Genomic DNA, 20,734 nt, shown 5'->3' on the forward strand with positions numbered 1-20,734 from the left:
ATCTACAGATGCTGAAACGCCCGGCGGCACTGCGTTTGCCGGGCGTTTGCTACGACTAGATGTGCAGCTCTTGCAGCTTATCTTTCGGCAGCGCCAGCTCGTCGTTGCTGTTGACGCGCACGTCGCGCTCCAGGATATGACGCGCAATCTCCTGCGCCTCATCCAGAGAGTGCATCTGATAGGTGCCGCACTGGTAGACGTTCAGCTCAGGGATCTGGTTCTGCTCTTTCACCTTCAGCACGTCAGCCATCGCCGCTTTCCAGGCATCGGCAACGCGCTGCTCGTCAGGGGTGCCAATCAGGCTCATGTAGAAACCGGTCCGGCAGCCCATCGGCGAGATATCGATGATCTCAACGCCGTTGCCGTTCAGGTGATCGCGCATAAAGCCTGCGAACAGGTGTTCCAGGGTGTGGATGCCCTTCTCTGGCATCACTTCTTTATTCGGGATGCAGAAACGCAGGTCGAAGACGGTGATGGCATCGCCGTGCGGCGTGTTCATAGTTTTCGCAACGCGAACAGCAGGGGCTTCCATACGGGTGTGGTCGACAGTGAAGCTATCCAACAACGGCATTTTTTCACCTCCGGAGTGATTTTTTTAAAAATAAGTGAACTCTTTGAACGCATGCCAGTCTGAATATATGAAAGACGCGCATTTGTTATCATCATCCCTGTTTTCAGAGATGAAATTTTGGCCACAGCAATGTGGCCTTTTTCTTTTCTGTCAGGCCTGTCAGGCGTGTTTTGCCAACAGATCTTCAAACGACTCGCTGTCCGCCGCCTCAATCTCACGCAGACGCGCCCAGGATGCATCGCGCTCTTTGGTGAAGTCCTCGTCCAGCAGAACCTCCAGCGGCTCTTCCCGCAGCATATCACGATACTGTGCCGCCAGCGCCTTGCCGGTACCGCCAATCCCGCTTTCGAGCATTGAATGCAGAATACGCGCCGAGAAGGTCAGCTCCGGATCGTCAAAGCTCGCCACCAGCTGATCGCACACCTCGGCATAGGCGGTGCCGCCGTCAATGCTGTCCAGCGTCAGCGCAACGCGCTTCAGGTCGCGGAACAGATCTTTGCCAACGTCTTTTAACGGGAACTGCGCGGTTTCACAGCCGATGCCCAGGGTCAGGCCCGGCTTGCGCCCTTCCAGAATTACACGATTCCAGTTGGTCCGCGTACAGAGCAGTTCATCGCTGCTCATCTCTGGCGCATCCGCCAGCACGCACCAGACCATAAACAGATCGAGGAAACGCACCTGCTGCTCGTCCACGCCCACCGCCGAGAAGGGGTTAATATCCAGAGAGCGAACCTCAATGTACTCAATGCCGCCGCGCAGGAGCGCATCCGACGGCGCTTCACCACTGCGGGTCACTCGTTTCGGGCGTACCGGCGCATAGAGCTCATTTTCGATCTGCAGAATATTGGTATTGATCTGCAGATGCTTACCGTCCTTCGTCAGCCCCATCTTCTCGTAGTCAGCAGACGGCGTTTTGATCGCCCGTTTCAATGCTGCCACATAACCCTCTAAATCGTTAAACGTAATACCGAGATTGCTTTGCGATTTATTGGTATAGCCGAGGTCGCTCAGACGCAGGGAGGTGGCGTACGGCAGGTAGTACATCCCCTCTTCCGTTTTTTCAAACGGCAGCGTAGTGGGTTTGCCTTGCAAGAACGAGGAGCAGATAGCCGGCGATGCGCCGAAAAGGTAAGGGATCACCCAGCCGAAGCGGTAGTAGTTACGGATCAGGCGGAAATAGCCGTCGGAGACCGCCTCTTTATCCGTACTGCCGCACTTTGCCTGCCAGAAGGCCATTGGCAAAGAGAAGTTGTAGTGCACGCCCGAGATGGTCTGCATCAGCGCACCGTAGCGGTTTTTCAACCCCTCACGGTAAAGCGTCTTGAGACGACCAATATTGGATTTGCCGTACTGCGCCAGCTCAATATCCTGCCCATTCTCGATGTAGCAGGGCATACTCAGCGGCCACAGCCGTTCCTCTCCCAGGTTGCGCACGCTGTAGCGGTGCACGTCGCGCAGCACCGTCAGCATATGATCGATATCGCCATCAACTGGGGTAATAAATTCCAGTAGCGCTTCGGCGAAATCAGTGGTGATCCATTTATGTGTCAGCGCTGCACCAAGCTGCTCCGGATGTCCGGTTGTTGCAAGCGTGCCGTCAGCGTTAACGCGCAGCGTTTCGCGCTCAAGCCCTCGCATAATCCCTTTCAGGACATGAGGATTTTTTTCCAGCCAGGACAGCGCCTGTGATACGTCCGGGATCAAGTTGACCTCCCGCCTGTCGAAATCATTTCTAATAAGCATAATTGTAATGGTTGACGATAAAAGCGTATGACCAACCAATTAGTGCCACCACGTCATACCTTGCAGGGTCAGGGCCGCCAAAACGGCATAGCGTAGCCCCTTGCCAAGGCATAAAAAAAAGATAACCGGCCCCCACGCAATGCGCATCCATCCCGCAAGCAGGCACAGCAGATCACCGATAACAGGCATCCAGCTCAATAATAGCGTGGCTGCGCCATAACGTTTCAAATAGTGTTGGGCTTTTTCCTGCCAGCGTGATGTTTTACGCAGCGGAAAGAAACGTCCAAGGATAACGTTAGTCACCCCTCCAAGGCTATTACCCATTGTTGCTATTAAGATAATGAGCCAGGGCTGGCTGATGCCAGAGATTAACAGGGCAACCAGCAGCACTTCTGAACTGCCCGGCAGAAGCGTGGCACTGAGAAAGCTGCTGGTAAAAAGTGAAAGGAGTGACAGCGCGTCGCTCACAGCGTACGCACGTCCACGGCATCCATTCCTGCCCGCCGCGCCGCCTCAAGACCAAAGTCAGCGTCTTCAAACACCACGCATTTGGTCGGGTCAACGCCCATTAGCTCCGCACAGAGCAGGAAGGTGTCGGGTGCAGGCTTATGGTGCTCAACGTCATCGGCGGCAACCACCGCGGTAAAATAGTGGCGCAGATTAAGGTGAGTGAGCAGCGCTTCGGCAATGGCGCGCTCGCTGCCGGTGCCTACCGCCATAGGACGACGACCGTGCCACGCTTTCACCACGTCAATCAGCGGCAGCGGCTCTACGGTGTCCAGCAGCATCGCCTTCACCGCTTCGGTTTTTTCACGCGCCAGGGCGTAAGGATCGAGATCGCCGTGGTTCCACTCAATGACCGCCTGCGCAATACGCCAGGTCGGCGAGCCGTTAAGCGCGACAATAGCCTGCTCATCAAAGCGCATGCCATAGTGCGCCAGCACGTCGTGCCAGGCTTTACGATGGGTAGGTTCGGTATCAAGGATGGTGCCATCCATATCGAAAATCAGACCGTCATAACGTTCGTACATCGCGTTCTCACACTGCGGATAACAGAACATTACTTTAACGTAAACAGGGCGTTTTGTCGCTGATGGCGATAGAGAGTTAGGGTGTAAAACAGATGATTGAAATTAGAGATAAAAAAGAGAGTGTATTTCGGAGGTTAACGCTGAGAAATATCTTTTGACTTGAAGAATGGTGCATCCAGGAGGATTACTCGGCTGCGCCTCGCCCTACGGGCCGTTGCTTACGCAACGTTATCCTCCCTGGTGCTAGCGATAATTTCGCAGACCTTGAAACAGCAGCCTGGCTGTTATCTCGGAGAATATGGTGCATCCAGGAGGATTCGAACCTCCGACCGCTCGGTTCGTAGCCGAGTACTCTATCCAGCTGAGCTATGGATGCATTAAGGTGGTGCTTTGTTTCCAGAAGATGGTGCATCCAGGAGGATTCGAACCTCCGACCGCTCGGTTCGTAGCCGAGTACTCTATCCAGCTGAGCTATGGATGCATCAGGGTACTGCTTTACAACTTTTTCAATGTCGCTCAACGTGCCGCAACACTGCACAATATGGTGCATCCAGGAGGATTCGAACCTCCGACCGCTCGGTTCGTAGCCGAGTACTCTATCCAGCTGAGCTATGGATGCAAATGGCGGTGAGGCGGGGATTCGAACCCCGGATGCAGCTTTTGACCGCATACTCCCTTAGCAGGGGAGCGCCTTCAGCCTCTCGGCCACCTCACCAACACGCCTCTTGCGAGTGCTTCGAAGAACTTGTTTCCGCTCTTCGTCGCTGCGTTGGCGCACATATTACTTTCTGGGACTTATAAGTCAAACAATTTTTCCCAGCCCTGATTCGTTTGCACACTTCGCAAACAATTTGCGCTGAAAAGGATCAAAAAGAGTGTTTTATCAGCACAATCCTTGACGTAACGCAGCATAAAGAAAGCGAGCCGAGAAATGAAAATGTCATGCAAAAGGGGCAGAATAGGAGGAAAGCGTGAAAAAAAGCGGGCTGGCAAGAGCTGCGTCTCGCCAGAAAGCGAGACGCGATGATATCAGTAGCTGGACTGTTGTGATTTTTCAGCCTGGATACGCTGGTAGATCTCTTCACGATGAACAGATACTTCTTTAGGGGCGTTCACACCAATTCGCACCTGGTTGCCCTTAACCCCTAAAACTGTCACGGTGACCTCGTCCCCAATCATGAGGGTTTCACCAACTCGACGAGTCAGAATCAGCATTCTTTGCTCCTTGAAAGATTAAAAGAGTCGGGTCTCTTGTATCCCGGCATTATCCATCATATAACGCCAAAAAGTAAGCGATGACAAACACGTAAAGTGTAAGCAGTCACGGCATCACATTCTGTTAAACGTAAGTTTAGCCGATATACACAACTTCAACCTGACTTTATCGTTATCAACAGCGTAGTGGCAAGTACGCCATAACCCGAAGGCTATGGCGTCTGCATTCGCTTTGTTTGTTATTACAGTTTTGCGCTTACCCAGCCTTTAACGCTGGCTAACGCCGCAGGAAGCGCGGCTGCGTCGGTACCGCCGGCCTGCGCCATATCTGGACGGCCACCGCCTTTACCACCCACCTGCTGGGCAACCATACCAATCAGCTCCCCTGCTTTCACGCGGTCGGTCACCTCTTTCGAGACCCCCGCAATCAGAGAAACCTTACCCTCTGCTACCGTGGCAAGAACGATTACCGCGGAACCCAGCTGGTTCTTCAGATCGTCAACCATAGTACGCAGCATCTTCGGCTCGACGCCCGCTAGCTCGCTCACCAGCAGCTTCACGCCGTTAATCTCTTCAGCCTTATCGGAGAGGTTTGCGCTCTCCTGCGCCGCCTGCTGCGCTTTCAGCTGCTGCAGCTCTTTCTCTAGCTGGCGAGTTTTATCGAGAACGGAGCGCACTTTCTCGCCCAGGTTCTGACTGTCACCCTTCAGCAGCTGAGCAATGTCCTGCAGCTGCTCGCTCTGCGCATGGAGGCTGGCAAGCGCATTTTCACCGGTAACGGCTTCAATACGACGAACGCCTGCCGCCGTGCCGGATTCCGACACGATGCGGAACAGCCCGATATCACCGGTGCGGGAGGCGTGGGTGCCGCCGCACAGCTCGGTAGAGAAGTCGCCCATGCTCAGAACGCGTACGCGCTCGTCATACTTCTCGCCAAACAGCGCCATCGCACCTTTGGCTCGCGCGTCTTCGAGGTCCATAATCTGGGTTTCAATCGGCAGGTTACGACGAATCTGGGCGTTAACCAGATCTTCTACCGCGCGGATCTCCGCAGGCTTCATGGCTTCAAAGTGGGAGAAGTCAAAGCGCAGCACCTTGTCGTTCACCAGCGAGCCTTTCTGCGCCACGTGGGTGCCCAGCACGTCGCGCAGCGCGGCGTGCATCAGGTGCGTTGCAGAGTGGTTCAGACGGATACGCTCGCGGCGGGCTTCATCCACCTCGGCCTTAACGCCGTCGCCCACTTTCAGCGAGCCGGATGCCAGCTTGCCCTGATGACCTATAGCCTGGCCATATTTCTGGGTATCGGTCACGGTAAAGGTGAAGCCATTGCCTTTCAGCTCGCCCTTGTCGCCCACCTGGCCGCCGGATTCCGCGTAGAACGGCGTTGCGTCAAGAATGACCACCGCCTCCTGCCCTGCGCTAATCGTGTTGACGGACTGGCCCTCAACAAACAGCGCGGTGACCTTGCTGGTCAGCTCCAGGCTGTCGTAACCTTTAAATTCAGAGGCGCCCTCAACGCGGATCATGGCGTTGTAGTCTGCGCCAAAGCCGCTGGATTCACGGGCGCGGTTGCGCTGCGCTTCCATCGCGACCTTAAAGCCCTCTTCGTCGACTTTAATATCGCGCTCGCGACAGACGTCGGCGGTGAGATCCATTGGGAAGCCGTAGGTATCATACAGACGGAAGACGGTTTCACCGTCCAGCGTATCGCCGGTCAGCTTCGCCAGCTCTTCGTCGAGCAGCGCCAGGCCACGCTCCAGCGTGCGGGCAAACTGCTCTTCTTCGGTTTTCAGCGTCTGCTCAACCTGCGCCTGCTGGCTCTTCAGCTCTTCGCCTGCCGCACCCATCACGTCGATCAGCGGGGCAACCAGCTTGTAGAAGAAGGTCTCTTTCGCGCCGAGCATGTTGCCATGACGGACCGCGCGACGAATGATACGGCGCAGCACGTAGCCACGGCTCTCGTTCGACGGCAGCACGCCATCGGCGAGCAGGAACGCACAGGAGCGGATATGGTCGGCAATGACGCGCAGGGATTTGTTGTTCAGATCGGTTGCGCCGGTCACTTTCGCAACGGCAGCGATCAGATCGCGGAACAGGTCGATCTCATAGTTCGAGTTAACGTGCTGCAGCACTGCCGCAATACGCTCCAGGCCCATACCGGTGTCCACGGACGGCTTCGGCAGCGGCTCCATGGTGCCATCGGCCTGGCGGTTGAACTGCATAAAGACGATGTTCCAGATCTCAATGTAGCGATCGCCGTCTTCGTCCGGGCTGCCCGGAGGACCGCCGGCGATATGCGCGCCGTGGTCGAAGAAGATCTCGGTACAGGGGCCGCACGGACCGGTGTCGCCCATCTGCCAGAAGTTATCAGAAGCGTAGGCACCGCCTTTGTTATCACCAATGCGGATGATACGTTCGCGCGGGATGCCAACCTCTTTTTCCCAGATTTCGTAAGCTTCGTCGTCGGTTTCGTAGACGGTTACCCACAGGCGATCTTTCGGCAGGTTGAACCAGTTTTCACCGGTCAGCAGTTCCCATGCGTACTGGATAGCATCGTGTTTGAAATAGTCGCCAAAGCTGAAGTTACCCAGCATTTCAAAGAAGGTGTGATGGCGCGCGGTGTAACCGACGTTTTCCAGATCGTTGTGTTTACCGCCCGCACGCACGCAGCGCTGCGAGGTGGTTGCGCGGGAATAATTACGCTTGTCGAGACCAAGGAAAACATCCTTGAACTGGTTCATCCCGGCGTTAGTAAACAGCAGAGTTGGATCGTTGTTGGGTACCAGGGAGCTGCTTGCAACAACCTGATGACCTTTACTATGGAAAAAATCGAGAAACGCCTGACGGATCTCAGCGGTGCTCTTGCTCATAATTATCCTGAAATCAAGCTAACGAAATGTCGCAGCTGGCGTTTCTCCCTGTTACAGGCGAGGACCAGCTACTGGAAAAAGTGGGAATAAGATAAGTTTTCTTGACTGCGAAGTAAAATCCCGTATGCAGCCAGGACGTAAAATTTCACCAAAGTTCTTTAATATCCTCCATCAGGAATCCCCGATAGAGTAAAAAACGCTGTACTTTCACCTTCTCAGCAAAGACCGCTGGCAGCGGATCGCCATATTTGCGCTGCGCCTGCTCGCGGGCAATCTCAATCCAGTCGATGTCGCTTTCGCGCATCGCCTCCTCTCCCGTTTCCCGGTCAATTCCCTTCTGGGTCAGCTCCTGGCGGATACGTGCCGGACCATAGCCTTTACGGCTGCGGCTGGCGATAAACTGGCGGGCAAAACGGGCATCGTCAAGATAGCGGTTTTCATAGCACCAGTTCACCACGTTATTGATATCGTCTTCAGTGGCATCTACCGGCTCAGGTCCGGTTTTGGTCATCACCGGGGCGGTCAGCTTGCGGCGGAACTCCTGTTCGCTGTGGTCGCGCATGCCGAGAATGCGCATGGCGCGATCGAGCAAGCGGGAATAGGCGGAGCGGCGGGGCGAGGTATCTGTCATGGCACACCTGCTGGATAGATAAATAGCAAAAAGGGCTGCATCGGCAGCCCTTGTTCGTTACGTCAGATTATTAAAAATCTTCGTTGGTCTCTTTCGCATTGACGTCGTTGTCGTCAACCGTAAAGTCCGGTTTGGTGTCCGGGTTCGTGAGCAGAATCTCACGGATCTTCGTTTCGATCTCTTTCGCGGTAGCCGGGTTCTCTTTCAGCCAGGTGGTCGCATTCGCTTTACCCTGACCGATCTTCTCACCGTTGTAGCTATACCATGCGCCCGCTTTTTCGATCAGCTTCTCTTTCACGCCCAGGTCAACCAGCTCGCCGTAGAAGTTGATACCTTCGCCGTAGAGGATCTGGAACTCAGCCTGTTTGAACGGCGCAGCGATCTTGTTTTTCACCACTTTCACGCGGGTTTCGCTCCCGACCACGTTATCGCCCTCTTTCACCGCGCCGATACGGCGGATGTCGAGACGCACGGAGGCGTAGAATTTCAGCGCGTTACCGCCGGTGGTGGTTTCCGGGTTACCGAACATCACACCAATCTTCATACGGATCTGGTTGATGAAGATCAGCAGGGTGTTGGACTGCTTCAGGTTACCCGCCAGCTTACGCATCGCCTGGCTCATCATACGTGCCGCGAGGCCCATGTGAGAGTCGCCGATCTCGCCTTCGATCTCGGCTTTCGGCGTCAGTGCCGCAACGGAGTCAACCACCAGCACGTCAACCGCGCCGGAGCGCGCCAGCGCGTCACAGATCTCAAGCGCCTGCTCACCGGTATCCGGCTGCGAGCAGAGCAGGTTGTCGATATCAACGCCCAGCTTGCGCGCGTACACAGGGTCAAGCGCGTGCTCTGCATCGATAAAGGCACAGGTTTTACCCTGACGCTGGGCAGCAGCGATAACCTGCAGTGTCAGAGTCGTTTTACCTGAGGACTCCGGCCCGTAGATCTCTACGATACGGCCCATTGGCAGGCCGCCCGCACCGAGGGCGATGTCCAGCGAAAGCGAACCCGTGGAGATCGTTTCTACGTCCATAGTACGGTCTTCACCCAGGCGCATGATGGAGCCTTTACCGAATTGCTTTTCGATCTGGCCCAGTGCTGCCGCCAACGCTTTCTGTTTGTTTTCGTCGATAGCCATTATTACTCCTGTCATGCCGGGTAAAGCAGGTGATGCTCGCCGGGGATTACTGTTTTGTTGCGCTCATTATACTGTATACGCATACAGTATCAAGCTCTTTGTAGAAAATGTTGCCACAGGGTTTGCAGGGCATAAACGGTGGCCTGACGGCGCACGCTTTCACGGTCACCGGCGAAGCATTCCCGCCGCGTGATCCCCTCTCCCGCCGCGCTGGCGAAGCCAAACCAGACCGTGCCGACCGGCTTGCTTTCGCTGCCACCGTCCGGGCCCGCGATACCGCTAATAGAGACGGCATAGGTCGCGCGGGCGGCCTTAATCGCACCGATCGCCATCTCAACGACCACTGGCTCGCTGACCGCCCCGTGCTGGGCTAACGTCTCGGGTTTTACGCCGATCATCTGCGCCTTGGCTTCATTAGAATAGGTGACAAAACCCCGTTCAAACCAGGCAGAGCTGCCGGCGATATCGGTAATGGCTTTGGCTACCCAGCCGCCGGTACAGGATTCAGCCGTGGTCACGGTCGCGCCGCGCGCCTTTAGCGCCAGGCCTATGCGCTCGCTGAGCTGCATCAATTCACTGTCAGTCATAACCGCTCCGTAAACGGCTGAAATGAGAGAGATAAGATAGCACTTTCTCTCTTAATATGGGGGCGAAGGCAGGATTTTACGAGGGTGATTCAGAAAAAAGGCCAGCGTGCGCTGGCCCTGGATCCTGAGTAAGCGCTACTGTACGCGAGCCAGTGACACCGCCTGGCCCAGCTGCCAGACCGCCATCGCGTAGTGGGTACTCGCGTTATAGCGGGTGATGGTGTAGAAGTTCGGCAGGCCGTACCAGTATTCGTACCCGGTGCCGACGTCGAGGCGCAGCAGGCTCACCTGCTGATGGTTGCCCACTGGCTGCTGCGGCGTCAGGCCAGCGGCCGCCAGCTGCGAGACGCTGTATTTGGTTTTAAAGCCGTTTGCCAGCCCCGGTGCCTGGCCGTTAGCCGGAATAGCAACCGGATCGCCCTTCACCCAGCCATTGGCTTTAAAGTAGTTCGCTACGCTGCCAATGGCGTCAACCGGATCCCACAGGTTAATGTGACCGTCGCCGTTAAAGTCGACCGCCAGCTTTTTATAGGATGAGGGCATAAACTGACCGTAGCCCATCGCCCCGGCAAAGGAGCCTTTCAGCTCCAGCGGATCGTCCTGCTCGTCACGGGCCATCAGCAGGAAGGTCTCCAGTTCGCTGGAGAAGTACTCGGCGCGGCGCGGGTAGTTAAATGACAGGGTCGCCAGCGCGTCGAGAATACGCGTTTTACCCATCACGCGGCCCCAGCGGGTCTCAACCCCGATAATGCCCACGATAATCTCCGGCGGCACGCCGTAGACCTGCCAGGCGCGGTTGAGGGCGTCTTCATACTGGTTCCAGAACGCGACACCGTTCTGCACGTTGTCCGGGGTAATAAACTGCTTCTTGTAGCGCAGCCATGCGCCGTTCGGGCCAACCGGGGCTGGGCCAGTAGGCGCCTGGCGATCCATCAGGCGCAGGACGTAATCAAGACGCTTCGCCTGGGATAAAATTTCACGCAGCTGCTGGGGATCGAAACCATGCTTGCTGACCATTTTATTTATGAACTGCTCTGCCGCCGGGTTATTGGCAAAGTCACCGCCTGACATAATGACATCATGCTGGGGTTGAAGCAGGAAGCCGCCGGACGGCGTACCGGTGGTAGCCGGAGGCGCTTCAGGCGTTTTGGGTTTGCTGCTGCAGGCAGAGAGCAAAACAAGCGCGGGAAGAAGAGTGATATAACGACGCTTAAACATGGGTTGTCCCTAATACAAAATCGACCTGAGAGAATCATGGTAAATCATCTGGCTGGCCTTTCAAGCCCAGCCGCTTCGCCAGCCGGTGCAGGTTGGCGACGTCCATCTCCAGCGCCCTGGCACAGGCGGCCCAGCTCTGGTTATGCTGTGCCAGCGCCTGGCGGATAGTCTGGCGCTGAAAATCCTCCGTCGCCTCGCGCAGGTTTCTGCCCGGTACGGAGGGTGCGGCGACCGGTATCTGCGGCAGAGGCGCGTCGGCAAAGGCAAAATGCTGCGCCTCCAGCGTGACGTCCTCCCCTGCCCGTGCGGCACGCGCCAGCACTACGGCACGGTGGATGGCGTGCTCCAGCTCACGCACGTTGCCTGGCCAGCCATACTGTAGCAGCTGCGAACGCGCTCCGCTGCTTAATAGCACCTGCGCGAGGCCAAAGCGCTGTCGGCACTGCTCGCAGAAGTACCCCGCCAGCAGCACCACGTCCTCACCGCGCTCGCGCAGCGGCGGCACCGCCAGCGGAAAGACGCTCAGGCGGTGGAAGAGATCGGCACGAAAGCGTCCGGCCAGCACCTCTTCCCGCAGATCGCGGTTGGTAGCCGCCAGCACCCGGACGTCTACCCGCAGGCTGCGATCGTCCCCGACGCGCTGAATATCGCCATACTGCAACACGCGCAGCAGCTTAGCCTGGAGCGCCAGCGACAGCTCGCCAATCTCATCAAGGAACAGCGTGCCGTTATCCGCCATCTCAAACTTGCCGCTGCGGTTGCTGATCGCACCGGTAAACGCCCCTTTGACGTGACCAAACAGCTCGCTCTCCGCCACGCTCTCCGGCAGCGCCGCGCAGTTAAGATAGACCAGCGGCTGGTCTGCACGCGGAGAGCCTTCATGAATGGCTTTCGCCACCAGCTCTTTGCCGGTGCCGGTCTCGCCGCTAATCAGCACGTTCAAATCCGAGGCGGCAACAATATCGATCTCTTTTTTCAGCTGCGTCATGCCCGGCGACAGGCCGATCATCCGGGTGGTGGTCACCGGCTCGAAGATCGCAGGCGCGCCCGGGAGCATATTCTGGCTCTCCAGCTGCTCAATCAGCAGGGCGTTATTGAGTGCCCCCGCTGCCAGAGCGGCAATCAGCCGTAGCTCCTCATCGCTGAAGTTATCGAAGCGATCCGGCGACATGCCGTCAAGGGTCAGGGCACCAATCAGGTGCTGCCCGGCAAACAACGGCAGGCCGATGCAGGCGTGCACTTTCAGCTCCTCCTGGCCAGGAATAAGTCCGTCATAGGGATCGGGCAGATCGCTGTCGGCAGGGAAACGCACCACGTCCCCTGCCCTGGCGATGGCCTCCAGCCGGGGATGTCCCTCAAGGGTAAAACGCCGCCCCAGCACGTCTGGCGCGAGGCCGTCGATAGCTAAGGGAATAAACTCCCGCGCGCTGTAGCGCAGCAGCGCCGAGGCGTCGCAGCCTAAGACCTGACGCAGGGTGGCGATCAGCCGCTGAAAGCGATCCTGATGGCCGATGCCGCTTTGTAACTCAATGGCGATCCCGGCTAATACCTCAACTGAAAAACTCATCGTTACCTCGCTGTCACTTTGACAATACATAGTGTCATATTGACAACAGTGATGATAGTCAAAGTGACTACCCACCTGGAGTTAACTCATTAATAAATTATTTAATTTCAGTCAGTTATAAAGTTGGCATACAACTTGATATAGACAAAGCATCTGAGTCAAACATGCTGAATTGAAATTGAGGTTGCTATGTCTATTCTGGTTAAAAATAACATTCATTGGGTTGGTCAACGTGACTGGGAAGTTCGCGATTTTCATGGGACCGAATATAAAACGCTGCGCGGCAGCAGCTATAACAGCTATCTCATTCGCGAAGGCAAAAACGTGCTGATCGATACCGTCGATCATAAATTCAGCCGCGAGTTCGTGCAGAACCTGCGCAGCGAGATCGACCTTAACGCTATTGATTACATCATTATTAACCATGCCGAAGAGGACCACGCGGGTGCGCTGACCGAGCTGATGTCCCACATCCCGAATACGCCGATCTACTGCACTACCAACGCCATCGACTCTATTAACGGTCACCATCACCATCCGGAGTGGAACTTCCATACCGTGAAGACCGGCGATAGCTTAGATATCGGCAACGGCAAACAGCTGATCTTTGTTGAAACCCCAATGCTGCACTGGCCGGACAGCATGATGACCTACATGACCGGTGACGCGGTGCTGTTCAGCAACGACGCCTTCGGTCAGCACTACTGCGATGAACGCCTGTTTAATGATGAAGTCGATCAGAACGAGCTGTTTGAGCAGTGCCAGCGCTACTACGCCAATATCCTGACCCCATTCAGCCGCCTGGTGACACCAAAAATCACCGAGATCCTCGGCTTCAACCTGCCGGTGGATATGATTGCGACCTCTCACGGCGTGGTCTGGCGTGAAAACCCGACCCAAATCGTTGAGCTGTATCTGAAGTGGGCGGCGGACTATCAGGAGGATCGCATCACTCTCTTCTACGACACCATGTCCAATAACACCCGCATGATGGCAGACGCCATTGCCCAGGGGATCAACGAAGTCGACCCCAACGTGGCGGTAAAAATCTTCAACGTGGCGCGCAGCGATAAGAACGAGGTATTAACCAACGTCTTCCGCTCCAAAGGCGTGCTGGTGGGAACCTCCACCATGAACAACGTGATGATGCCGAAAATTGCCGGTCTGGTAGAGGAGATGACCGGCCTGCGCTTCCGCAACAAACGCGCCAGCGCCTTTGGCTCCCACGGCTGGAGCGGCGGCGCGGTAGACCGCCTCTCTACGCGTCTTCAGGATGCCGGTTTTGAGATGTCCCTGAGCCTGAAGGCGAAATGGCGTCCGGACATTGATGCCCTTGAAATTTGCCGTCAGCACGGCCGCGATATTGCACGTCAGTGGGCACTTACTCCATTACCTGTCGCTGCACCCGCATCCTTCAAGACGCCGGACGCCAGCTCCTGTGCAACCGCTGCCGATCTGGGGCCGAGCATGCAGTGCAGCGTCTGCCAGTGGATCTACGATCCGGCTAAAGGCGAGCCGATGCAGGAGGTCGCTCCTGGGACGCCGTGGTGCGACGTGCCGGACAACTTCCTCTGTCCGGAGTGCTCCCTGGGTAAAGAGGTCTTTGATGAGCTGGCTACGGAGGTTAAATGAACCACGGTATCGTGATTATTGGCTCGGGCTTTGCCGCCCGCCAGCTGGTGAAAAATATCCGCAAGCTTGATGCGAACGTACCGCTGAAGCTGATTGCAGCCGATAGCATCGATGAATACAACAAGCCGGACTTAAGCCACGTTATCAGCCAGAGCCAGCGTGCAGACGACCTCACCCGCCAGACGGCGGGGGAGTTTGCCGAACAGTTTAACCTGCGGCTATTTCCCTGGACCTGGGTGACCGATATTGACGCCGCCGCGCACGTGGTGAAAGCGGGTCAACAATCCTGGCAGTACGATAAGCTGGTGCTGGCGACAGGTGCATCCGCCTTTGTGCCGCCGGTTGAGGGGCGCGAGCTGATGCTTACTCTCAACAGCCAGCGGGAGTATCGCGCCTGTGAAACCGCGCTTCGCGACGCGCAGCGGGTAATGATTGTCGGCAGTGGTCTGATTGGCACCGAGCTGGCGATGGATTTTTGCCGCGCCGGAAAAGTGGTTACCCTCATTGATCAGGCTGCCAGCATTCTGCCTATGCTGATGCCGCCCGAAGTAAGCGGTCGCTTACAGCACTGCCTGACCGATATGGGCGTGCAGCTGCTGCTGAAGTCGCAGCTGCAACGGCTGGAGAAAACCTCTGACGGTATCCGCGTTCAGCTGGATCGCAGCCGCAGCGTGGAGGTAGATGCCGTGGTGGCTGCCACCGGTCTGCGGGCGGAAACCGCGCTGGCGCAGCGCGCCGGCGCAGAAACGCATCGCGGGGTGAAGGTCGACAGCTACCTGCAAACCACGCAGGCAGATATCTATGCGCTTGGCGACTGTGCAGAGATCAACGGCGACGTGCTGCCGTTTCTCCAGCCGATTCAGCTGAGCGCTATGTACCTGGCGAAAAACCTGCTCGGTGCCCGCGTTCCGCTTAAGCTGCCCGCGATGCTGGTAAAAGTCAAAACCCCTGCGCTGCCCTTACAGCTGGCGGGCGAGACCGGGCGGCGCGATCTGCGCTGGCAGATAGAGACCAGCGCAGCGGGGATGGTCGCTCAGGGGTTTGATGAAGGCGATCAGCTCTGCGCCTTTGCGATTAGCGAGGATCGCATGAAAGAGGCGTTTACTCTGCTGAAGCAGCTCCCACCAGCGAGTCATAACCCCGCACCCGGTAGTTAACAATCGAGGCTAGCCAGCAAAGGATAAAAATCGCCACCACGATAAAACCAGCGTCGCCGAGGTTATCGTTCAGCGTGGCGATGGCGTTCCACACGCCGCCGCTCAGGGCAAATTTATCCGCCAGCAGCCCCAGCGCTTCCAGCCCGCCGATAAACAGCGCCACCACCACTGACGTACCGGTGATGGTCATGTTGTAGTAGAGCTTGCGCTGGGGTTTAGCGAAGGCCCAGCCGTAGGCGTTGACCATCAGCAGGTTATCCAGCGAATCCACCAGCGCCATGCCGCTGGCAAACAGCGCCGGGAAGACCATAATCGACCAGATAGAGATACCGTTAGAGGCGCTGGCGGCAGAGATCCCCAGCACGCCAATCTCCGTTGCGGTATCGAAGCCCAGGCCAAAGAGAAAGCCCACCAGATACATGTGCCAGCTCCTGCCCACCAGGCGAAAGGCAGCGCTAAACAGCCAGTGCATCACCCCACCCGGCGTGGCGCTTTCGGCCTCCACCGGCTTACCCTGCTTCAGAGCCTGGAAGCTGCGCCATACGCCGCGCAAAATCACCAGGTTCACCAGCGCCATTGCCAGCAGAAAGATGGCCGATACCGCCGTACCAATCATGCCGCCGGTTTCATGAAACCACGCCATCCGGTGCTGAAACGCTGCTGCCGTGGCGGCAATGGCCACAGAGGCGAGCACCACGATGCTGGAGTGGCCCAGCGAGAACCAGGCCCCGACGCCAAACGGGCGTTTGCCCTGCTGCATCATTTTGCGCGTCACGTTATCAATGGCGGCGATGTGATCCGCATCGACCGCGTGGCGCAGCCCATAGCCCCAGGCCAGCAGGCTGGCGGCCATCAGCGCCGGGCTGCTGGCAAAGGCGTGCCACGCCCAGCCCCAGGCCAGCAGGTTAGCCACAGTCAGCCCCAGCATCAGCAGCGCCGCGCACGGCTCACTGCGTAACATTCGCATCAACATTATCAGGTTCCTTATTTATAAGAGTCTGGCGGCGGCGATGGCCGCCTGCCCAAAGGCAATTGCCCCGTCACCCGCAGGGAGCCTGCGGGGAAACAGCAGCGTAAAATCGTGCAGATAGACGTTCAGGCGGGCGCGCAGAAGTCGGTTATGGATCGCTCCGCCGCTAAAGCAGAGCGTGCGGATCCCGTGGGCGTCGGCATGGTGGCGCATCAGCTCTGCCAGGCCGTGCGCCAGCGCGTCGTGAAAAGCCCACGCCCGCGCCTGCGGTTCCGCCTGCCAGTCAAGGAGTTGCGGCCAGAAGCGCGCCAGATCGAGCCTGCCCTCGTGCAGCGGCAGAGTAAGCGGATGTGCCACGCCAGGGCAGCGTGCGGCCAGCGCCTCCAGTCGACAGGCCGCTTCCCCCTCATAGCTCAGGGTCTCTGGGGCGCACCCCAGCGCACAGGCCACCGCATCAAACAGACGCCCGCAGGAGGAGGCCTGCGGCGCATTAATACCGCGCGTAATCGCCCGCGCCAGCGGCGGCCAGCTTTGCGCCTGCACCGGCTGGGTTTCAGCATAGCTCTGCCAATCAGGAACAAACGCCAAGCAGTGCGCCAGCAGGTTTCGCCAGGGCTGCCGCGCGGCCAGATCGCCGCCGGGGAGCGCCACGGCGGGCAGACCGCCCAGCCATTCGCACTCGCGGTAGTTCACCCGCAGGCACTCTCCGCCCCACAGCGCACCGTCAGCGCCCATGCCGATCCCGTCCAGAGTCAGGGCGATAGCGTCCCCACCCGACAGCGGCCAGCCGTGTTCGGCCAGGCAGGCCGCCGCATGGGCGTGGTGATGCAGCACCCGCGTGATCGGCAGCCCGCTCGCCTCTGCCCACTGGCTGGAGCGATACCCCGGATGGGCATCGCAAACAATCTGACGAGGAGAGAAGTGATAGATGGACTGCATCAGATCCAGCGCCTGTCGCCACTGCGCCTCGACGCCCTCGTCGCCGAGATCGCCGAAGTGCTGGCTCATCACCGCCTGCCCGCCGCGCACTAGGCAGAAGGTATTCTTCATATCCGCGCCCATGCAGAGCAGCGGCGGCACCTCGCTAAAGCCCGGCGGCAGCGGCAAGGCGTCTGGCACAAACCCACGCGAGCGGCGGAGCATCTCCCCGTCGGCCCGCATCACCGAGTCGTCCATCCGCTGGACGATATCGCGGTTATGCAGCAGAAAACCGTCGGCGATGGCGGCGAGATCCCGCAGCGCCTCGTGGTTGGTCAACGCGGGCGGTTGACCGCTGAGGTTGCCGGAGGTCATCACCAGCGGGCGGTTAAGGTGCTGCATCAGCAGATGCTGGAGAGGATTGGCGGGCAGCATCACGCCCACCTCGTTAAGCCTTGGGGCGATGCCCGCGTCCAGCGCAGGCAGCAGGGTTTTATCCACCAGCACCACCGGCGCGGCCGGGGTCTCCAGCGCCGCGCGAACCTGCTCTGGCAACCTCTCTGCATCAGCAATCATCACCGCCAATGGCTTGCCCGGACGCCGCTTACGCAGACGCAGACGCGCTACCGCCTGCGGGTTAAGCGCGTCGCAGGCGAGATGAAAGCCGCCGAGGCCCTTCACCGCCACGATGCCGCCAGCATCCAGTGCCGCCACTGCCGCCGCCAACGCCGCCTCTCCTGCCAGCGTCTCGCCCGCTGCATGCCATGCCAGCTGCGGGCCACACTCCGGGCAGGCTACCGGCTGGGCGTGAAAGCGGCGATCCGCCGGGTTGCGATACTCCGCCTCGCAGGCCGCACAGAGCGGAAACGCCGCCATTGCGGTCTGCGGGCGGTCATAGGGCATAGCGCGGATAATGGTGAAGCGCGGCCCGCAGTGGGTGCAGTTGACGAAGGGGTAGCGATAGCGGCGATCGGTGGGATCGTTCATCTCTGCCAGGCAGGCCGGACAGGTTGCCGCATCCGGCACGATCTGGGTATCCATGCCGCCTGCCGCGCTGGGCAGAATAGTGAACGCCACAGGAGGCTGCGGCCAGTGAAACGGCACGACCTCAGTCTGGTCGATGCGCGCCAGCGGCGGACAGGCCTGCCGCATTTGCGCCATAAACCCGGCCTCCTCTCCCCAGAGCCGCACCACCACGCCCTGCCCGTCGTTGCAGACGTCGCCGGTACGCTGGAGCCGCTGCGCCAGCTGCCAGACAAAGGGGCGGAAGCCCACCCCCTGAACTCTGCCCCGCACGCGGATAAGGACGCCGCTATCGCTCATGCCTTTACACTGCCGCGTCGCGCAGGCGGGTTTTCATCGCCTGATAGGTGGTCTGGGTATAGTTTTCCGCCCAGGGCTGATCGGCAATGGCGCTGACCTTCACCGCGCAGTACTTGGTTTCCGGCGTTTTGGAAACCGGGTCAAGGTTGTCCTGGGTCAGCTCGTTGCAGGCCCCGATCCACCACTGATAGGTCATGTAGACGCTGCCGCGATTAATGCGCTCGTTAACGTCGGCACGGCTGATCACTTTCCCGCGCCGGGACTCAACCCACACCAGCTGCCGGTCACGAATGCCAAGCGCCTGCGCATCCTCCGGGTTGATCTGCACAAAGCCCGGCTCGTCGGCGAGGGTTTGCAGCGCCGCGCAGTTACCGGTCATTGAGCGGCAGGAGTAGTGCCCCACCTCACGCACGGTGCAAAGCACCAGCGGGAAGTCGGCATCAGGCACTTCGGCGGGCGCACGCCACTGCGCGGCAAACAGGTGCCCTTTGCCATCCGGGGTATCGAACTTGTTGCCCTGGTAAAGATAGGGCGTTCCCGGATGATCCAGCGTCGGACAGGGCCACTGCACGTGTCCCATATCGCCCATCTTCTCGTAGGTGACGCCGTAGAAGAGCGGGCACAGCTCACGCAGCTCGTCCCAGATCTGCTGGTTGCTGTCGTAGCGCATCGGGTAGCCCATCTCGGTGGCGATCAGGCTGATAATCTCCCAGTCGCGCTTGACGTTGTACTGCGCCTCCACCGCTTTCTCGAAACGCTGGAAGCCGCGATCGGCGCAGGTGAAGACGCCCCCGTGTTCGCCCCATGAGGTTGCGGGCAGCAGGACATCCGCCTGCTCGGCGGTTTTGGTCATAAAGATATCCTGCACCACCACGAAGTCGAGGGCCTCGAAGCCCTTGCGGACCAGGCCCAGGTCGGCTTCGGTCTGGAGCGGATCCTCACCCATGATGTAGTAGGCTTTGACCTTGCCCTCCAGCGCCAGGTGTGGGACTTCGGTAATGCGTACCCCGACCTGGTCATCCATATCCGCAGCGTTAATCCCCCAGGCTTTGGCGAATTTCTCCCGCACGGCCGGATCCACCACGTCCTGGTAGCCAGGGAACTGGTTGGGGATCACCCCCATATCGCACGCCCCCTGGACGTTGTTCTGCCCGCGTACCGGCCCAACGCCGACGTGCTCCCGGCCAAGGTTGCCGGTGAGCAGCGCCAGGCTTGCCAGACCTTTCACCACGTCCACCGCCTGGCCGAACTGGGTTACGCCCATCCCCCACATAATGGTGGCCGACGGGGCTGCGGCGTAGGTGCGCATCGCCTGGCGGATCTGCTGGGCGCTGACGCCGGTCAGATGCTCAACCGCTTCGGGAGCATAATCCTTAACCACCTCGCGATAGGCATCGAGGCCGCTGGTAAAGCTGGCTACGTACTCCCTGTCGTACAGCTCCTCCTCCAGCAGCACGTAGCCAAAGGCGTTGACCAGCGCCATATTGCAGCCGTTGTTGATCTGCAGATGCTGATCGGCAATGCGCGCGGTCTCGATCCGTCGCGGATCGCAGACGATGATCTTCGCCCCGTTCTGTTTGGCCTTGATCACCCGGCGGGCAACGATCGGATGCGAGTCGGCGCAGTTGTAGCCGAACACCAGCAGGCAGCGGGAGTGCTCAATATCGCCGATGGAGTTGCTCATCGCGCCGTTGCCGAGCGCCTCCTGCAGGCCCGCTACCGACGGGCCGTGGCAGACCCTGGCGCAGCAGTCGACGTTGTTGGTGTGCAGCACGCCACGGGCAAATTTCTGCATCACGTAGTTGGTTTCGTTACCGGTCCCGCGTGAGGAGCCAGTGGTCATGATTGCCCGGCCGCCATACTGGGCCTTAATCTCCCCCAGCCGTTTTGCGGTGTAGCGAATGGCTTCATCCCAGCTTACGGGCGTTAGCTTGCCGCCTTTCTGGTAGCGGATCATCGGCTGGGTCAGGCGCGGCGTCAGGAGTTTCGTATCGTTAAGGAAATCCCAGCCGTAGTAGCCTTTCAGGCAGAGCTGATTCTGGTTAGTGACCCCTTCCGCCGCTTCGGCACGAATAATTTTGTTGTTATCCACTACCAGCTTCAGTTTGCAGCCTGCGCCGCAGTAGGGACAAACGCTCGTAATTTTTTTCATCAGTAACAGACCTG

The 20,734-nt window shown here is 58.5% G+C and carries 16 protein-coding genes and 4 tRNA genes; 2 read left to right on the forward strand and 18 right to left on the reverse strand.

Annotated features, from left to right (window positions below):
* Positions 1-55: 55 nt before the first annotated feature.
* The 15 genes from luxS to norR all read right to left on the reverse strand — a co-directional run bounded on the left by luxS (position 56) and on the right by norR (position 12,568).
* Entirely contained in the window at positions 56-571 is a 516-nt protein-coding gene (gene luxS, locus NR795_RS12005) for an S-ribosylhomocysteine lyase (protein WP_042387630.1), read from the reverse strand.
* A gap of 159 nt (positions 572-730) precedes the next feature.
* Complete coding sequence (gene gshA / locus NR795_RS12010; protein WP_144817849.1) at positions 731-2,275, reverse strand: glutamate--cysteine ligase; 1,545 nt, start codon at positions 2,273-2,275, stop codon at positions 731-733.
* A gap of 78 nt (positions 2,276-2,353) precedes the next feature.
* Entirely contained in the window at positions 2,354-2,782 is a 429-nt protein-coding gene (locus tag NR795_RS12015; protein ID WP_257758348.1) for a YqaA family protein, read from the reverse strand.
* A complete protein-coding gene (gene yqaB, locus NR795_RS12020; RefSeq protein ID WP_238081137.1) occupies positions 2,779-3,345 on the reverse strand; it encodes a fructose-1-phosphate/6-phosphogluconate phosphatase in 567 nt (188 codons plus the stop codon). The genes NR795_RS12015 and yqaB overlap by 4 nt, the downstream gene beginning before the upstream one ends.
* A gap of 299 nt (positions 3,346-3,644) precedes the next feature.
* Positions 3,645-3,721: transfer RNA gene (locus tag NR795_RS12025), tRNA-Arg, on the reverse strand.
* A 28-nt stretch (positions 3,722-3,749) separates the two neighbouring features.
* Positions 3,750-3,826, reverse strand: a tRNA-Arg gene (locus tag NR795_RS12030).
* Between the two features lie 61 nt (positions 3,827-3,887).
* Positions 3,888-3,964 (reverse strand) — tRNA-Arg (locus tag NR795_RS12035).
* A gap of 3 nt (positions 3,965-3,967) precedes the next feature.
* A tRNA-Ser gene (locus NR795_RS12040) sits at positions 3,968-4,060 on the reverse strand.
* A 314-nt stretch (positions 4,061-4,374) separates the two neighbouring features.
* The gene (gene csrA, locus NR795_RS12045; RefSeq protein ID WP_000906486.1) at positions 4,375-4,560 is read right to left on the reverse strand and encodes a carbon storage regulator CsrA; all 186 of its coding nucleotides are present in this window, start codon (positions 4,558-4,560) and stop codon (positions 4,375-4,377) included.
* A 242-nt stretch (positions 4,561-4,802) separates the two neighbouring features.
* Positions 4,803-7,430, reverse strand: a complete 2,628-nt coding sequence (alaS, locus tag NR795_RS12050; protein ID WP_257758349.1) for an alanine--tRNA ligase — start codon at positions 7,428-7,430, stop codon at positions 4,803-4,805.
* Positions 7,431-7,575: 145 nt separating this feature from the next.
* Positions 7,576-8,061 carry a recombination regulator RecX gene (gene recX, locus NR795_RS12055; protein WP_144817846.1) on the reverse strand — a complete coding sequence of 162 codons (486 nt, stop codon included), beginning with the start codon at positions 8,059-8,061 and terminating at the stop codon, positions 7,576-7,578.
* A gap of 70 nt (positions 8,062-8,131) precedes the next feature.
* A complete protein-coding gene (recA, locus tag NR795_RS12060) occupies positions 8,132-9,196 on the reverse strand; it encodes a recombinase RecA (RefSeq protein WP_144817845.1) in 1,065 nt (354 codons plus the stop codon).
* 89 nt (positions 9,197-9,285) lie between these two features.
* Positions 9,286-9,783 carry a nicotinamide-nucleotide amidase gene (gene pncC / locus NR795_RS12065; RefSeq protein WP_257758350.1) on the reverse strand — a complete coding sequence of 166 codons (498 nt, stop codon included), beginning with the start codon at positions 9,781-9,783 and terminating at the stop codon, positions 9,286-9,288.
* A gap of 135 nt (positions 9,784-9,918) precedes the next feature.
* Positions 9,919-11,001, reverse strand: coding sequence for a lytic murein transglycosylase B (mltB, locus tag NR795_RS12070; RefSeq protein ID WP_042387649.1), 1,083 nt, complete (start codon positions 10,999-11,001; stop codon positions 9,919-9,921).
* 34 nt (positions 11,002-11,035) lie between these two features.
* Entirely contained in the window at positions 11,036-12,568 is a 1,533-nt protein-coding gene (gene norR / locus NR795_RS12075) for a nitric oxide reductase transcriptional regulator NorR (RefSeq protein WP_257758351.1), read from the reverse strand.
* Positions 12,569-12,757: 189 nt separating this feature from the next.
* Here norR and norV point away from each other — a divergent pair, with 189 nt between their 5' ends.
* Together norV and norW are read left to right on the forward strand one after the other, a co-directional pair.
* On the forward strand, positions 12,758-14,200 hold the full coding sequence (gene norV / locus NR795_RS12080; protein WP_257758352.1) for an anaerobic nitric oxide reductase flavorubredoxin: 1,443 nt from the start codon (positions 12,758-12,760) through the stop codon (positions 14,198-14,200).
* Entirely contained in the window at positions 14,197-15,357 is a 1,161-nt protein-coding gene (norW, locus tag NR795_RS12085) for an NADH:flavorubredoxin reductase NorW (RefSeq protein ID WP_257758353.1), read from the forward strand. Before norV ends, norW begins: the two co-directional genes overlap by 4 nt.
* Here the strand turns inward: norW and NR795_RS12090 are convergent.
* Genes NR795_RS12090 through fdhF form a run of 3 tightly spaced genes read right to left on the reverse strand, consistent with a single transcriptional unit; the run spans position 15,302 to position 20,720 of the window.
* A complete protein-coding gene (locus tag NR795_RS12090; protein WP_257758354.1) occupies positions 15,302-16,330 on the reverse strand; it encodes a HoxN/HupN/NixA family nickel/cobalt transporter in 1,029 nt (342 codons plus the stop codon). The genes norW and NR795_RS12090 overlap by 56 nt on opposite strands.
* 15 nt (positions 16,331-16,345) lie before the next feature.
* Positions 16,346-18,568 carry a carbamoyltransferase HypF gene (gene hypF / locus NR795_RS12095; RefSeq protein ID WP_257758355.1) on the reverse strand — a complete coding sequence of 741 codons (2,223 nt, stop codon included), beginning with the start codon at positions 18,566-18,568 and terminating at the stop codon, positions 16,346-16,348.
* A 4-nt stretch (positions 18,569-18,572) separates the two neighbouring features.
* Positions 18,573-20,720 carry a formate dehydrogenase subunit alpha gene (fdhF, locus tag NR795_RS12100; protein WP_257758356.1) on the reverse strand — a complete coding sequence of 716 codons (2,148 nt, stop codon included), beginning with the start codon at positions 20,718-20,720 and terminating at the stop codon, positions 18,573-18,575.
* Positions 20,721-20,734: the final 14 nt, after the last annotated feature.

This window comes from Pseudescherichia sp. L3, assembly GCF_024656065.1.
In the GTDB taxonomy this organism is placed as follows: domain Bacteria; phylum Pseudomonadota; class Gammaproteobacteria; order Enterobacterales; family Enterobacteriaceae; genus Pseudescherichia.